The organism is Bacillus sp. TE9106W, assembly GCF_054062215.1.
In genome coordinates this window covers 337,126-352,028 of record NZ_JBSSFA010000002.1, presented here as the reverse complement: position 1 = coordinate 352,028, position 14,903 = coordinate 337,126, and the positions used below count along the sequence as shown (strand labels likewise).

Genomic DNA, 14,903 nt, shown 5'->3' with positions numbered 1-14,903 from the left:
ACATGTCTGTTATTTGTTTTAATTCATTTATTTTTATTGAGTGCTCCTTATGTGGAGCCTTTTTTTATTGAAAAAAATAAAGAATCTCATTCAAATCAAGCACGAGAAAGGATTCATTTATATAGTGAACAGGACGCTAAAAATGGGAACATACATATTCTAGTTCAAAAAGGATAATATTGTTAGTTTCATTCTTTTTTGATTTAATACAGATATAGCTATTAAGGGAAAGAGGGGAAATATGAAAAAGATTTTCTTTACCATTCTATTAATCATTATTGTATTAATTAGTTTAGGATATTGGAAATTCTTCACTTTATCTGGGCTTTCAGGCGGTGAAGAAATTCAAACCATACACTCACCAAATAAAACATATACGTTACATATATACAGGCATAATGGCGGAGCAACGACTAGCTATGCTATAAGAGGAGAGCTTGTAGCAAATAATAAAAAGTTTATAAATAAGAAAAATATATACTGGAATTATCGTGAAGAAACTGCAACTGTACAATGGTTAGACGATCATACAGTGCTAATTAATAAACATAAACTAAATGTAGAGACGGACACATATGATTTTAGAAAAAACTAAAGAGGAAAGGGCCAACTGTTATTAGTTGGCCCTTTATCCTACTATTCAAACGTAACCTCCACCTGTACAATCTCCGACCTACTTCCAAGTCTTAATGGTGGTCCCCAAAATCCGAAACCAGAAGAAACAATTGCGTGGAATGCACCTTTTTGTGCGTAGCCCCAGTCTAGTTCGTACATTCTTCTCGTTACAATATGATTTGGTGCCATTTGTCCGCGATGCGTGTGACCGGATAATAGTAAATCTACACCAGCATCCGCTGCTTGTTTTAATTCAAAGGGTTGGTGATCCATTGCGATAACTGGCATCGATTTATCCACTGTACTCATAAGTTTTTCAAAGCTTTGGCGATTTCGCTCTGTTTTATCTCTTCTTCCAACGAGGTAAAAGTCATCTTCAATTGTGATCACTTCATCTAACAAAATACGAATATCAATCTTATCCATCTCTTGTAAAAATTCAGGAACTGCCCGTCCATAATATTCATGGTTTCCTAACACACCATATACGCCTAATGGAGCTTTCATTTGTTTCATAATTGGCCCCATATTTTTTTGAATGAACACCCCTGGATGATCATCGATAATATCACCTGGCAGTAAAATAATATCCGGCTCCATTTCATTTACATGACGAACAAGCCTTTTCAAATGCGAAACGCCAGATAATTTACCGAAATGCATATCAGAAGCCATCGCAATGCGTAAGCTTTTACGTCCCTCTACTTTTTTCGGAATGTGCACCTCATACTTTCTTACTACTGGGCTATATGCATTAAATACTCCGTACGCAAAGATAAAAATAAATGCCGCTAACACAGCCACCCCTGTCCAAATAATTGCCGCTTCTTTCTTTACTGAAAACTGTAAAAGAAAGACTGTAATATTAGCTAACGGCAATAACATAAGCGCGTATTGGATGACCGCAAACCAAATCGAACCTATCGTTCGTAGAAATGGCAAAAACTTAAACACTTGCACAAGAATGTACGCATACGAAATGAAGCCAACTATGAAAGCGTAATATCCCCAAGACTCCCAGCCAAATACCGCATGAAGCCAAACCCAGCCGTTCCAGCCTATGTAAAGCATAAGTAGTGTGTATATAATTAATATCGTAAATATATTGAGATAACGAAGATTCTTCACAACTAGCCTCCTTATTCATTTCTTCTATTATAACTTGTTATGCACTTATAGCGTAAATATTAAGCACAATGATCTTCACAATAAAAACCTCTAACTGTTTAGTGTTGTTGCGTTTGTTACGACGCAAGTTGGGGAGTTGATGAGGAGGAATATATAAACAATACAGCGGCGATTCCCTTGAGAAGGATTCATAAAATTTCACTATCCAAAACTCACCTATGCAATTATGCATAATCATGCCTTCCGCTTTATTTTTATGTTACGATATAAACGAAATACGACATATATCGACAAAAATAAAAGGAAGTGATCGTATGAAACGTTCTAAAACATATTTAAAATGTTTAGCATTATCCGCTGTTTTTGCTAGTAGCGCTTTAGTGCTCTCAACACCTGCTGCTTACGCTCAAACGACGTCACAAGTTGTAACAGATATCGGACAAAATGCAAAAACACATACGAGCTATAATACATTTAATAATGATCAAACTGATAATATGACAATGTCTTTAAAGGTAACTTTCATCGATGATCCAAGCGCTGATAAACAGATTGCCGTTATTAATACAACTGGTAGTTTTCTAAAAGCAAATCCTACTATAAGTAGTGCGCCTATTGATAACTACCCAATCCCTGGCGCTAGTGCAACATTACGCTATCCTTCACAATATGATATTGCCTTTAATCTTCAAGATAACAGCGCTCGTTTCTTTAACGTAGCACCTACAAATGCTGTAGAAGAAACGACTGTAACATCTAGTGTATCATATCAACTTGGTGGTTCTGTTAAAGCTTCTGCAACGCCAAATGGCCCTAGCGCTGAAGCTGGCGCAACTGGTCAAGTAACTTGGTCTGACTCTGTAAGCTATAAACAAACTAGTTATAAAACAAACTTAATTGACCAAACAAATAAAAACGTAAAATGGAACGTATTCTTTAACGGATATAATAATCAAAACTGGGGTATTTACACACGTGATTCCTACCATTCTTTATATGGAAACCAACTGTTCATGTACTCTCGCACATACTTATATGAATCTGATGCAAAAGGTAATTTAATACCGATGGATCAACTTCCAGCGCTAACAAATAGTGGTTTCTCTCCTGGTATGATCGCTGTTGTTATCTCTGAAAAAAATACAGACCAATCTAACCTACAAGTCGCTTATACAAAACATGCCGACGACTACCAACTTCGTCCAGGCTACACATTTGGAACTGCAAACTGGGTTGGAAACAACGTAAAAGATGTTGATCAAAAAACATTTAATAAATCGTTTACACTAGATTGGAAGAATAAGAAATTAGTTGAGAAAAAATAAATAAAACCGAACTGCCATTTAGATGGTGGTTCGGTTTTTTATTGAAATAAAAAATCTTTCAGTTCTTTCGGTAACATAAACAGACCTTTTTTCATTTCATGAATAGACTCATGTGCCTTTCTACTTAAAGCTAATGTCGGTACTTTACTTCAGCTTATCCGCCTTCGCAATAAATTGCGCTGCTTCCGCACGGCTTACCGCTTTATTTGGAGCCCAGCCATTATCTGTTCCAATTGAAATCTTTTCTTGGATTAAAATATTGGCATACTTCGCACCCCAATGATTGTTTAAGTCAGCAAATTCTTTCGGTAGTTTTATATTTTCATTTCTTTCTAATTTATATGCATTTACTAACATAGAAGCCATTGATGCACGGTTAATTAACCCGCTTGGATTAAAGTTTCCCTTCTCATCACCTTTTACAATACCTGCTTTTTCAACAGCAGCAATATATGGAGTTGCCCAGTGGTTTTGTGCATCAGGGAATGATGGCTTTGCATCTTTCTTAATTTCTAATCCTAAAACAGTTGCTAATATTTTTGCAGCTGAACTACGATCAATACTTTCAGCTGGAGCAAACGTACCATCTGGTTTACCGTGCACTGCCTCTTTATCTACTAAATATTGAACTGACTCTTGTGCCCAAGTTGGTACATCTGAGAATTTAGGCCTCTGTTCAATTGCACTCGCGTCGATTTCAAACTGTACTTGATATGTATGATCATATTTAATTGCTGGAATTAATATATGCATTTGCATATTATATTTTTTCGAGAACTCATCGATTTCAAATTGAACAACTTTCGTACCGTTATTTGCTTTATCTTCGGAAATTACTTTTACATCATGGAATATCCCTACTTTATTCGTATCTTCTACTCTAAGGTACTGGAAATAGCTACTATCTTGAACTGTTAACGTAACGATTTTTTTATCACCTTGAATGGTTACTTTTGGATTTTTTAAATATGTAGACGCAACTGATGTATCATTCGTTTTATCTTTATAAGTCTTTAAAATAACGTCATAAGTGCCATCTGCTAATTTGCTAGCTGCTTTCATTTCAACCGCCGCTTCTGCCTTCGCAATCGGTGCCATAATACTACTAAATGGAACTGCTAAAGTTGCTGCTATAACGAATGCATTCATATATTTTTTCTTAATCATTATCAATATGACATCTCCCTTTATATAAATATACCTAACACAACTATCATATTGATAATGATTATCAATGTCAAATGAAAATAATAATATTATTTCCTACATAAGTACGCTTTCCGCTCATTTTTAAAAAGTAAATAATGCGCTGTATGAACTTTCCGTTCTAAATAATCGATAGAATACGAGCTTGACGGATCAACTAAATCACCTATCGCTCCTGAAAGGTGATCAATGACTTGCTGCAGTATTTCTAAGTTGTTCTTCTCACTTTCAGCATTCATTTCATCCATAATATCACAAATAAGATACTGCACTCGCCGTAAACGTAATTCCTTCTGTTCCACTTATATCTCCTCCTTATTAGTCATATTACGGTTTAAATATATGGCACCATAGCTTAACCAATGCTAAAAAATAGAAAGGCAACCATCTTCATAAAGATGGTTGCCCCTATTTTTAAACTTGCATCGCTTTTTCTCTCAAAGCTCTTCTCAGCAACTTGCCTGTCGTATTCTTCGGCAGTTCTGTTAAAAACTCAATACTCTTTGGTACTTTATATTTCGCTAAATGTAACGTACAGTAATGCATCAGTTCTTCTTCTGTTACGTTCGTTTGTTTCAGAACGACGTACGCTCGCACTGCTTCTCCTAAGTTTTCATCAGGAACACCGATTACGACAACTTCCGCCACTGATTCGTGCATGTACAATACTTCTTCTACTTCACGAGGGTATACGTTATAACCGCCAACTAAGACGATATCCTTTTTACGATCAACGATATAGAAGTAACCTTCTTCGTCCATTTTTGCTAAGTCTCCTGTATACAGCCAGCCATCTTTCAATGTCGCAGCTGTATCTTCTGGCGCGTTATAATATCCTTTCATAACGTTAGGCCCGCGAACAATTAATTCACCGACTGCGCCGACTGGTACTTCTTCCCCAAGTTCATTTACAATTTTATTTTCCACATGCCAAATATTTGTACCGATTGATCCTGGCTTACGCGGACGATCTAGCGGGTTAAAACAAGTAACTGGTGATGCTTCTGATAAACCGTATCCTTCTGAAACAATTACGTCAAAACGTTTTTCAAAGTTTTGTAGAAGAGCAACAGGCATTGACGCACCACCTGAAATACAAAGGCGAAGTGTCTTCACATCTTCTGCGCTTGCTTCTTCGAATAAATATAAATAATTGTACATTGTCGGTACACCGGCAAAAATTGTCGGTTCATACGTGCGACAAATACGGAATACTTCTTTCGGACTAAATTTCGGTAACATTAAAATAGTCGCTCCGTTCACAATTGGTGCATTGACCGCCACTGTTAAACAGAACACGTGGAACATCGGCAATGCCGCAACGACGCGGTCATCAGCCGTGTATTGTAAATACGACGCTACATCGTTCGCATTACTATATAAATTTTTATGTGTTAACATAGCGCCTTTCGGTTTTCCAGTTGTGCCCGAAGTGTATAGAATAACCGCTACATCTTCTTCATCTAGCTCTGGGCCTTCGTAAGTTAAATCTCCAGCCCCTATCATCCTGGTAAACGTTTTCATTTTTTCAGTTTCTGTATGGTTAAAATCTGATGAGGTTTCGCATATGATGATGTTCTCAAGTGAAGGAAGTCTTGTTGTAAGAGATTGTATAACAGGTAGAAGGACGTCGAGTACGATGATTGTTTTTACATCTCCATTTTGTAAAATGTAATGCATTTCGTCTGCTGTATAAATTGGATTAACTGGAATAACAGTTGCTCCCGCTTTCATTGTTCCGTATAAACCGACCAAAAAATGTGGTGAATTTCCAACAACTAATGCGACATTGTCCCCTTTTCCAATGCCCATTTCTGCTAAATTGCTAGAAAACCTTGTGACCATTTTGTTTAATTGGTCATATGAGACCGACTGATCCATAAATATATAAGCCGGTTTATCCCCCTTCTTTTTCGCCGTTTCAGCCAAAGATTGAACGAGATTCACACAAACCCCACCTTTATAAAATTTAGAATATTTAAAAATTCTAAATTAATTATATTAAAAGAAAATTAAAGTGGCAAGTGATATTCTATTAACTGCATATAAACAGATCACCTCCTCTTCGTTTACTTTGAAAGGATAAATGAATTTTGTTTACAAGCAATTTATGAAACTAGACCAAAAATCATTTTAGGATAATATGCACTCATCTTTTCTCTCAGTTTAGTAAGTTCCTCTTTATTTAACGTCGTATGCTCTCCAAACAAGTTGATCGCGTCCGCTCCATCTTCATGAAAATACACCGTAACATATAGTGCCGGTAACCCTGTATTGTCTTCATCTATTGAAAAGACGACATCTGGTGTTTTATTAACCGTGCTGAATGTTTCATTTCTTTTCCACTTCTTATTTTGAAACATGTCTTGTATTTCCTGTATCTTTCGCTTGTTATCTGTATGCGTAAAATATATAACATTATCTTTCGCTGGTTTTCCAATAGATAAAAGTGTACGACTTGAGGAAGTTTCATCGTTACAAGCTGCTATTCCAATGACGAAGCTGAGCAATAATACAACGTACATTACTCTTTTCATTTCGATCCGCCTCCTTTTGAATATATATATTCCTTTATAAGAGGCAGATGTCCTGTGATTTTATCGTATATAAAATTATATCGGCGATTTTTCAGATATATCAGCGCAACTCGAAATATATCAGCGATTTTCCAAATATATCGGTCGTAACTCGAAATATATCAGCGATTTTTTAAATATATCAACTTACCGACAAAACATGGCAATCTACGCAAAAAGAAAGAGGCTGCCAGTTACGGTAGCCTCCCTTATTTTTAGAAGAACAAATGTAAGAAATCTTCTGTTGTAATGTTACCGAAATAACGTGCGATATCTACGCCTTCTAAAGCTGTAGTGAATGCATCTTTATCAAATTGTACGCCTGTTAGACGTTCTTCAATATCATGTACATCTAGTGAACCGAAGAAGTCACCGTAAATTTTACATTCTGTTACTGTTCCTTTTTTCACTTCAAGACGAACGTCAACTTGTCCAACTGGGAATCGGTGTGAATGTTGTAAGTTGAACTTCGGAGATTTTCCGTAGTTCCAGTCCCAATTGCGGTAGCGCTCTTCAGAAAGTTTGTGGATTTCTTTCCAATCCTCTTCTGTTAATTCATACGTTGGGATTTCTGTTTCTCCTTCGAAAATTGTTTCTAGAAGAAGTTGTCTAAACTCTTCTGTCGTCATTTCTTCGTTTAGGAACTCTGTAATGTTCGCAACGCGGCTACGAATTGATTTAATTCCTTTTGATTGAATTTTATCCATTTTCACTTTAAGTGCTGATACAACGTGATCGATTTCAGAGTCAAATAGTAACGTACCGTGACTGAACATACGGCCTTTCGTTGAGAACTGTGCGTTACCTGAAATTTTTCTGCCTTCAGCTAAAATGTCGTTACGACCACTTAGTTCTGCATTTACGCCTAATTTACCAAGCGCTTTCGTTACAGGCTCTGTGAATTTTTTGAAGTTGCTGAAACTGTCCCCATCATCTTTCGTAATAAAGCTGAAGTTTAAGTTTCCTAAATCATGATATACTGCGCCTCCGCCTGATAGACGACGAACGACATGAATACCTTTTTCTTTTACGTAATCTGCATTAATTTCTTCTACTGTGTTTTGGTTTTTACCAATAATAATCGAAGGCTCATTAATATAGAACAGTAAATACGTTTCGTTAATATCTAAATTCTTCACACAATATTCTTCAATTGCTAAGTTTATTCTAGGATCTGTAATCCCTTTATTATCAATAAATAACATCATATCACCTCATGAGTTCCATACGTAGCCACTATGCGCTAGCGTAATATGGCCACTGAAAATTTGTTTTGCTTCTGTTACTAAATCAGCTGGATTGCCTGTATGCGGTAAGTGCGTTAATAAAAGTTCTTTTACATTTGCATCTTTCGCAATACTTGCTACTTCTGTGCTATTCATATGTCCCGCTTTTGCAGCCTCTTGATGTGCATACATATTACACTCACAAATGAACAAATCAGCATCTTTCGTGAATGGAATAAATTCAGGAATATAACTGGAATCAGCGCTGTACACTACGATATCATTACCTGCTGTAATACGCATCGCAAAGCATGTAACAGGATGAACAGTTTTTAAGAATGAAATCGAGAACGGTCCAATTTGAAGTGTTTCTTCTGGATTGTATGGGATTCCTTTCGTATGTGGTTCATGCGTTAAAGAATGGAATCCATTCTCATCAAATGTATGACCGTATATTGGTAGTTCCGGTAGTTGTCCCTTTGTCGCACTCGTAATTAGTCTCGCATATTGCAATACCCCAATGTCTGCAACATGATCGTGATGATAATGCGAAAGTACAACTGCATCTATATCAGATGGTGTTATATATTTTTGAAGCTGTGCTAGTACACCACTACCACAGTCTACAAGTAAACGAAAACCATCGTGTTCAAACAAATACCCCGACGTTGCTTCTCCCGCTTCTGGAAAGCCGCCCCAAAAGCCGACAACAGTCATTTTCATATGTATCCATCCTTTCTAAAACCGAGTAGAAATGCATGTTTTGCTTACATCCTACATTGTTAACTATAATCCATTTCCTAAACTTTTTCATTAATTTTCATTTTGTTATAAAACAGTTGTTGACTTTTATTTTTTGTACTAATACAATGATAGTAAGAAATGGAAATGGAGGGATTGACATGATCGATCAACCAATGGAGTTTTTCAGAAATTTACCGACGAAAACTTGTGCGCACTGCGGGAAAGAAATTGATGAGCAGCACGAAGCTTACCATAACAAATGTGATGACTGCGTTCACGAAGAATAGTAGTTTGTGAACAGAAAAAAACCTAGCAGACATAGTCTACTAGGCTAATAACATCGTATCCTTCATCGTTGAACCTTTCACCAAGAGCTCCAGTTCAAACTCATACAATTCTTTTTTTCGATAATTTTTCGTATGGATTTTATCCATCATTAGGTCGACAACTTTTCGGGCCATCTCATCGATTGGCTGTTCAATTGTCGTAATACCTGGTTCTGTAATCTGTGATAAAATTTGATTATCAAAACCGATAACAGCGAGATCATCTGGAATGCTCCAATCATGGCGTTTCGCCTCTGAAATAATTCCAGCTGCTACCTCATCGCCTCCTGCCAAAATCGCGGTAGGATTTTTTTTGTCTTTCAATACTTCATGGAATATTCGTTTGCCATCTTCCCAATAGAAAGCGTTTTCAAGAAAATCGATCGCTTCTACTTGGCGGCTCTTTTCCGTTATGGCACGTAAAAAGCCCATTTTTCTCTGTTGGCTAACAACTTTGGTTTCGTTACCACGACAAAAAATAAGATTGCGATATCCTTGTTCTAACACATGCTTCGCAGCTATGTATGCTCCTTGTGCATGATCAAACTTCACTGTTGGAATATTTGCTTCCTCAATATATTCATTACATAACACGATTGGACCGTGTTGTAAGTATGGCTCTACATCTTCCCACGGATTTTCTAGTGAACATAGAATAATCCCATCTACTTGTTTCGTAGATAATAATTGTAAATACTCCATCTCTTTTTCTGGTAAATATCTTGTTTGACAAATAATCAGTTTATATTTATGTTCAGAAGCAGCAATCTCGATTGCTTCAATAAATCTACTGAAGAAAGGATTTGTAATCCTTGGAACTAGCACCGCAATTGTTTCCGTTTTTTGTTTACGAAGCCTTCTCGCCGCAGAATTAGGAACGAAGCCTAAATGCTTCATTGCTAATTGAACCCTTTTTTTCTTCTCATCTGAAACATATGGATGGTTATTAATCACCCTAGAAACCGTTGTCCTTGATAACCCCGCTAATTTCGCCACGTCCTCTATAGTCGACACGAAATTCTCCCCCTTTGCATGAAAACGTTTTCTTAAATTGATTATATAGTATATTATTGGAAACTGCAATACGGCTTCTTATGATTTTACTATATTAATATTATACATAGGGAAAAGTATGTTAATGGGAAGGGAATTTATATTACTTTTAGAAGTTTACAGTAGGTATAAAAAAAGATGTACATACCATTACGTATACACATCAGCTTATTAATATGTCCCTTATAAAATCAAATTTTAATCAATATAAAACCCCATCAATACGTCATCCCCATATGATCCATCTTCATATTTAATTTGCTTTCTTTGTCTGCCTTCTTCTACAAATCCCATACGTTTGTACACCTTAATCGCCCTATCATTAACAGAAACTACGCCTAAGCAAATTTTCTCTAAACCATTCTGCTCTTTAGCCCAACGAATAAGAAATTCAATTAACTTCGTACCAATGCCTTGATTACAGTACGCCTCCTTAATTCCCATTCCCATTGTACCTGCATGTCGTAAGCGGTCTAGCTCATATCGATTGAACAGTAAAAAGCCAACCACCTTATTATCTACTTCATAAACTATGTAAAGATTGCCTTTCTCATTACTTCTCCGTATCTTTTCTCTTTCTGCATTCGTATCATTTGGTAATTTCTTTGGAGATACTATAAAAAATTTTGTAGTAGTTTTCGATAATATAATTTCTTTTCTAATATCCATAATTGCTTCTGCATCAGTCTCTTTTGCTAATCGTATCATTAAATCACCTCGTACCTTTTTCTTTAAAAAATAATATTCAAACTATCAAACGCTCAATATGCAACATTACATATTGAGCATCTTTTCACTTTTGATACAATATTCTTATATCTATGTAAAAGGAATGTATACAATGAATCCAATTTTAACCACTGCAAAACAACTATTACATAAAGAAGAAACAATTTTATCCACTTTAAATTGTTCACTTATTGGCTATATGATTACGTATAATGTTCCGTATCCAGGCATGCTACTTACTACTAATAGAAGACTTCTCTTTTTTAGCCAATATAAAAACACATTAATTGCCGAATTTGATTATGAAAAAATTCTATCCATAGAAACGAAGAGACGAATCTTTGATAAAAAAATAATATTTTACTACGAAGATGAATATATAACACTGGGATACATTACAAGTTCAAATATTGAAGAATTCATAGACTTACTACGCAGGAAATGCAAGATTAGCACAAACTCATAATCAGTGGGGATCCCCCCTCTAATTCATTATTTTAACTCCTCCCACTTCGTCCAAACTTCTCTCCCGTTTATATGGTACATATTAGCCTCTCTATCCATAAACCCATGTACAATAAATTCACGTCTAATTGTACAAAAATCATCATGATATTGTTTGATAAATGTATTCATTTCTTTTTCTGTATATTGATTATCAGCATTTAACTTGCTAATTAAATGCTCCAACAATACTAGTTTTTTCTTCTTTTGACCTGGAATTGATTTTAGGCGGTCCTCTTTATCGAAAAAGTTACGAATAGTTGTATCTCTGAATTTGATTTCATTTTCGGTCATTTTGTTATCCTCCATCGGTTTTTAAATAATACAACTTTATTGTTTGTCCTTATTATTTTTCTTTATTCTTTCACTTATAATAGCCATAAGGTAATACCCGCTAATTAACACATAGTAGAATAGCAGTATTCCTAATGTATCTTTTATACTTGTATATTCCTCTTTGTGAAGTAAGATAGGTGAAAGGGTGAAAACAAGAAAGAAGATTAGTGGATACAAGATAAAATAGTAAGTGGGATTTCCTTTCATCATATCAACTCCTCTATTCTATGTTTCTCTGTAAATTGTTGTAATTCCTTTTCTTTCGTTTCTATAGTTTTTAGAAAGATTCCTATCCGAACTACAAAAAAATGCCCTATATTAAAATAAAAAAGCACCGAAAAGGTGCTTTTTTCTATGCTTCAACCGATTGATTTTCAGCAATATTTTTAAACTGTCGTTTATGCATCCACGTTAATGAAGCGATTGTTCCAAGTGATAATATAACAATAAAGATCATGAGTATTCCTATGTTTTGCCACATGAAGTTAAAGTCTCCACTTGATACGACTGCTTTTAATCCTGATACAGAATACGTCATTGGTAACCAAGCATTAAATGGTTGTAAAAACTTCGGAATCAATTCTAGTGGGAATGTTCCAGCACTTGTTGTAAGCTGAATAATTAATGTGATGATGGCGATGAAACGCCCTGCATCACCGAATGCTGTTACTAAACATTGAATTAATGCAATAAATGCTAAGCTTGTAACGATGCTAAAGAGTATGAAGTATGGAATACTTTGTACTTCTACACCTAATCCGAACAGTAATATAACATCAGCTACTACTGCTTGAATAATACCGACTGATAGTAATACGCCGAACTTACTAATAAACCAGCTAAATCCTGATTTTGGAACACCAACTGTATCACGTAATGGATATACAATTGATAATAGTAATGCCCCAACGAATAAACCAAGTGATAAGAAATACGGTGTGAATCCAGTTCCGTAGTTTGGAACTTCCGCCATTTTCTCTGTCTTCACTTTTACAGGACTTGCAAACATATCATACGTTTTATCTGTTCCTTTTACTTCACCAGTTTTCTCTGCCCCTTCGCCAAGTTTCTCAGCAAGTTCACCTGAACCATCGTTTACTTTTACAAGACCATCTGTTACTTTTCCTGATCCGTCTGCTAGTTTATTAACGCCGTCGATTAGCTGGGTTGAGCCGGTTGATAATGTACCTAAGCCTGTTGTTACTTGACCGGATCCATTAGCTAATTGATTTACTCCACCTGCCATTTGATTTGCTCCTACAGATAATGTTCCTAAACCGCCTGTTACTTGGCTTGAACCATCTGCTAGTTGATTTACTCCGCCTGCCATTTGGTTTGCTCCTACAGATAATGCACCTAAACCGCCTGTTACTTGGCTTGAGCCATCTGCTAATTGATTTACTCCACCTGCCATTTGGTTTGCTCCTACAGATAAAGTTCCTAAACCACCTGTTACTTGACCGGAGCCATCTGCTAATTGATTTATCGCATCAATTAATTGACCGGATTCATTTTTAAATTTATTTGCGCCTTCTTTTGCTGCATTTAATTTCTTACCAAACTCTTGGGAACTTTCAACAAAACCTTTTTGCGCACCGACTAATTTCTCAATACTACCTGCTAAAGTGTCCATTTTTTCTGTGCTCGGTAGCTTGTTTTGTGAATCACTTGTTTTTTGATTTATTTCGCCTTTTAATTGTTTTACTTCTTCATTTAATTTATTTGTTCCACCTGCTACTCCTGCAGCTTTTTGCTGAACTGTCGCTGTACTTGTTACAGCACTTGTTATGAATGGTTGTAACTGCTCTTGATATTCTTTTGGTAAACTCTCGATTTGCTTTTGTAAATTCGCTACATCTTGCGCTGCATTTTTTGCATCTCCCGCTGTTGATTGCGTAAGCTCATTTAACTGATTTACATTCGCACCAGCTCCATCTATTTTCTCATTTACTGTATTCAATATAGAAGGGCCTTTCGACTGCATTTCCTTTAAATCTGCAGCAGAATTTTTTACTGCACGATCTAAATCTTCCAAACCCTTTTCAATTTTTTGAGAAGCTCCCTCTAATTGGCTTTGTCCCCCAACCAGTTGTTCCATACCATTTGATAGATCAGTTGTTCCTGTTTTTAATTCACCGGATCGACTTACTAATGTATTTAAACCTGCCGTTACTTTCTTGGACCCGTCTTGTAATTTCCCTATACCTGTCTGCATCTCACCTGTTTTACCATTTAATGTATTTAAACCTGCTGTTACCTTCTGAGATCCATCCTGTAATTTGCCTATACCTGTCTGCATCTCACTTGTTTTACTATTTAACGTATTTAAACCATTCGTTACTTTTCCAGAGCCATCTACTAATTTTCCGATACCTATTTGCATCTCACCTGTTTTACTATTTAGCGTATTTAAACCGTTTGTTACTTTCCCAGATCCATCAAATAGTTTCCCTACCCCTGTCTGTATCTCCCCAGATTTCCCTTGAAGTGTATGAAGTCCATCCGTTACTTTACTTGAACCATCATGCAACTCACTTGATCCGTCATGTAGTTTATTTGCTCCTTCCGCCCCATCTGCTAATCCTTTTGAGACGTCTTGAATGGAATCAAACATTTTCTCTGCATATGTTTTCGTTAACGTACTTGCTACTTCACCTTTAATTTTTTCAATGGCTGTTCCGCCAATTTGTGAAGATAAGAAGTTTAAGCTTTCGTTTGGAATATATTCTAAGTTTAATGGTTTCGGTTCATCTTTTAATAATGTTGTAGCGTTACTTGAGAAGTCATCTGGAATGCGTACTAACATGTAATACTTTCTGCCTTCCATTCCTTTTTTCGCTTCTTTTTCACTTACAAATTCCCATTTAAAACTGGTATTATCTTTTAAATTATCAACAAGCCCTTTTCCGACCTCAATTGGTTTTCCATCAAATACTGCACCTTTATCTAAATTGACTACCGCCACTGGTAAATCCTCTAGCTGTTTATACGGATCCCAAAAGGCCCATAAAAACATACCTGCATATAAAATTGGTACGAATAGAACCGCGATAATTGGAATTAATATTTTTTTACTTTTTATAATTTGTGTGAACTCTTTACGAAGTAACTGATTTCCTTTCATCATTTCTCCCC

16 protein-coding genes are annotated in these 14,903 nt (G+C 36.0%); 4 read left to right on the top strand and 12 right to left on the bottom strand.

Annotated features, from left to right (window positions below; translation table 11 throughout):
* The first annotated feature begins 241 nt into the window (after window positions 1-241).
* Window positions 242-595 carry a DUF5412 family protein gene (locus tag ACVWY7_RS05355; protein ID WP_000718000.1) on the top strand — a complete coding sequence of 118 codons (354 nt, stop codon included), beginning with the start codon at window positions 242-244 and terminating at the stop codon, window positions 593-595.
* A gap of 41 nt (window positions 596-636) precedes the next feature.
* Here ACVWY7_RS05355 and ACVWY7_RS05350 read toward each other — a convergent pair whose 3' ends face one another.
* Window positions 637-1,743, bottom strand: coding sequence for a metallophosphoesterase (locus tag ACVWY7_RS05350; RefSeq protein WP_000793755.1), 1,107 nt, complete (start codon window positions 1,741-1,743; stop codon window positions 637-639).
* A 314-nt stretch (window positions 1,744-2,057) separates the two neighbouring features.
* Between ACVWY7_RS05350 and cytK2 the strand changes: the two genes are divergently transcribed.
* Entirely contained in the window at window positions 2,058-3,068 is a 1,011-nt protein-coding gene (gene cytK2, locus ACVWY7_RS05345; RefSeq protein WP_000830621.1) for a beta-channel forming cytolysin CytK2, read from the top strand.
* Window positions 3,069-3,212: 144 nt separating this feature from the next.
* Here cytK2 and ACVWY7_RS05340 read toward each other — a convergent pair whose 3' ends face one another.
* From ACVWY7_RS05340 to ACVWY7_RS05315, 6 genes are all read right to left on the bottom strand, one after another.
* Window positions 3,213-4,235 (bottom strand): S-layer homology domain-containing protein, encoded by a 1,023-nt coding sequence (locus ACVWY7_RS05340; RefSeq protein WP_033682346.1) that lies wholly within the window; start codon window positions 4,233-4,235, stop codon window positions 3,213-3,215.
* An 89-nt stretch (window positions 4,236-4,324) separates the two neighbouring features.
* On the bottom strand, window positions 4,325-4,576 hold the full coding sequence (locus tag ACVWY7_RS05335) for a hypothetical protein (RefSeq protein ID WP_000435474.1): 252 nt from the start codon (window positions 4,574-4,576) through the stop codon (window positions 4,325-4,327).
* A 112-nt stretch (window positions 4,577-4,688) separates the two neighbouring features.
* Window positions 4,689-6,221: a fatty acid--CoA ligase family protein gene (locus ACVWY7_RS05330; protein ID WP_001055160.1), complete on the bottom strand. Its 1,533-nt coding sequence runs from the start codon at window positions 6,219-6,221 to the stop codon at window positions 4,689-4,691.
* A gap of 161 nt (window positions 6,222-6,382) precedes the next feature.
* Window positions 6,383-6,811, bottom strand: a complete 429-nt coding sequence (locus ACVWY7_RS05325; RefSeq protein WP_000832621.1) for a hypothetical protein — start codon at window positions 6,809-6,811, stop codon at window positions 6,383-6,385.
* A 254-nt stretch (window positions 6,812-7,065) separates the two neighbouring features.
* Window positions 7,066-8,055, bottom strand: a complete 990-nt coding sequence (locus ACVWY7_RS05320) for a lipoate--protein ligase (RefSeq protein WP_000897260.1) — start codon at window positions 8,053-8,055, stop codon at window positions 7,066-7,068.
* A gap of 9 nt (window positions 8,056-8,064) precedes the next feature.
* The gene (locus ACVWY7_RS05315) at window positions 8,065-8,799 is read right to left on the bottom strand and encodes an MBL fold metallo-hydrolase (protein WP_000784654.1); all 735 of its coding nucleotides are present in this window, start codon (window positions 8,797-8,799) and stop codon (window positions 8,065-8,067) included.
* Between the two features lie 179 nt (window positions 8,800-8,978).
* Here ACVWY7_RS05315 and yhfH point away from each other — a divergent pair, with 179 nt between their 5' ends.
* Window positions 8,979-9,107, top strand: coding sequence for a protein YhfH (gene yhfH / locus ACVWY7_RS05310; protein ID WP_000567010.1), 129 nt, complete (start codon window positions 8,979-8,981; stop codon window positions 9,105-9,107).
* Window positions 9,108-9,146: 39 nt separating this feature from the next.
* On the opposite strand, the gene ACVWY7_RS05305 is transcribed toward yhfH, so the two are convergent.
* Both ACVWY7_RS05305 and ACVWY7_RS05300 read right to left on the bottom strand, forming a co-directional pair.
* Window positions 9,147-10,160 carry a LacI family DNA-binding transcriptional regulator gene (locus ACVWY7_RS05305; protein WP_073530670.1) on the bottom strand — a complete coding sequence of 338 codons (1,014 nt, stop codon included), beginning with the start codon at window positions 10,158-10,160 and terminating at the stop codon, window positions 9,147-9,149.
* 237 nt (window positions 10,161-10,397) lie between these two features.
* On the bottom strand, window positions 10,398-10,907 hold the full coding sequence (locus tag ACVWY7_RS05300) for a GNAT family N-acetyltransferase (protein ID WP_017561301.1): 510 nt from the start codon (window positions 10,905-10,907) through the stop codon (window positions 10,398-10,400).
* A gap of 133 nt (window positions 10,908-11,040) precedes the next feature.
* On the opposite strand from ACVWY7_RS05300, the gene ACVWY7_RS05295 reads away from it, so the two are divergent.
* Window positions 11,041-11,394, top strand: coding sequence for a PH domain-containing protein (locus tag ACVWY7_RS05295; protein WP_456523698.1), 354 nt, complete (start codon window positions 11,041-11,043; stop codon window positions 11,392-11,394).
* A gap of 26 nt (window positions 11,395-11,420) precedes the next feature.
* On the opposite strand, the gene ACVWY7_RS05290 is transcribed toward ACVWY7_RS05295, so the two are convergent.
* The 3 genes from ACVWY7_RS05290 to ACVWY7_RS05280 form a co-directional block, all read right to left on the bottom strand.
* The gene (locus ACVWY7_RS05290; protein WP_000138193.1) at window positions 11,421-11,726 is read right to left on the bottom strand and encodes a DUF2087 domain-containing protein; all 306 of its coding nucleotides are present in this window, start codon (window positions 11,724-11,726) and stop codon (window positions 11,421-11,423) included.
* A gap of 36 nt (window positions 11,727-11,762) precedes the next feature.
* Window positions 11,763-11,978, bottom strand: a complete 216-nt coding sequence (locus ACVWY7_RS05285) for a hypothetical protein (protein WP_033682349.1) — start codon at window positions 11,976-11,978, stop codon at window positions 11,763-11,765.
* Window positions 11,979-12,120: 142 nt separating this feature from the next.
* Window positions 12,121-14,892: a YhgE/Pip domain-containing protein gene (locus tag ACVWY7_RS05280; RefSeq protein WP_326969149.1), complete on the bottom strand. Its 2,772-nt coding sequence runs from the start codon at window positions 14,890-14,892 to the stop codon at window positions 12,121-12,123.
* Window positions 14,893-14,903 lie beyond the last annotated feature (11 nt).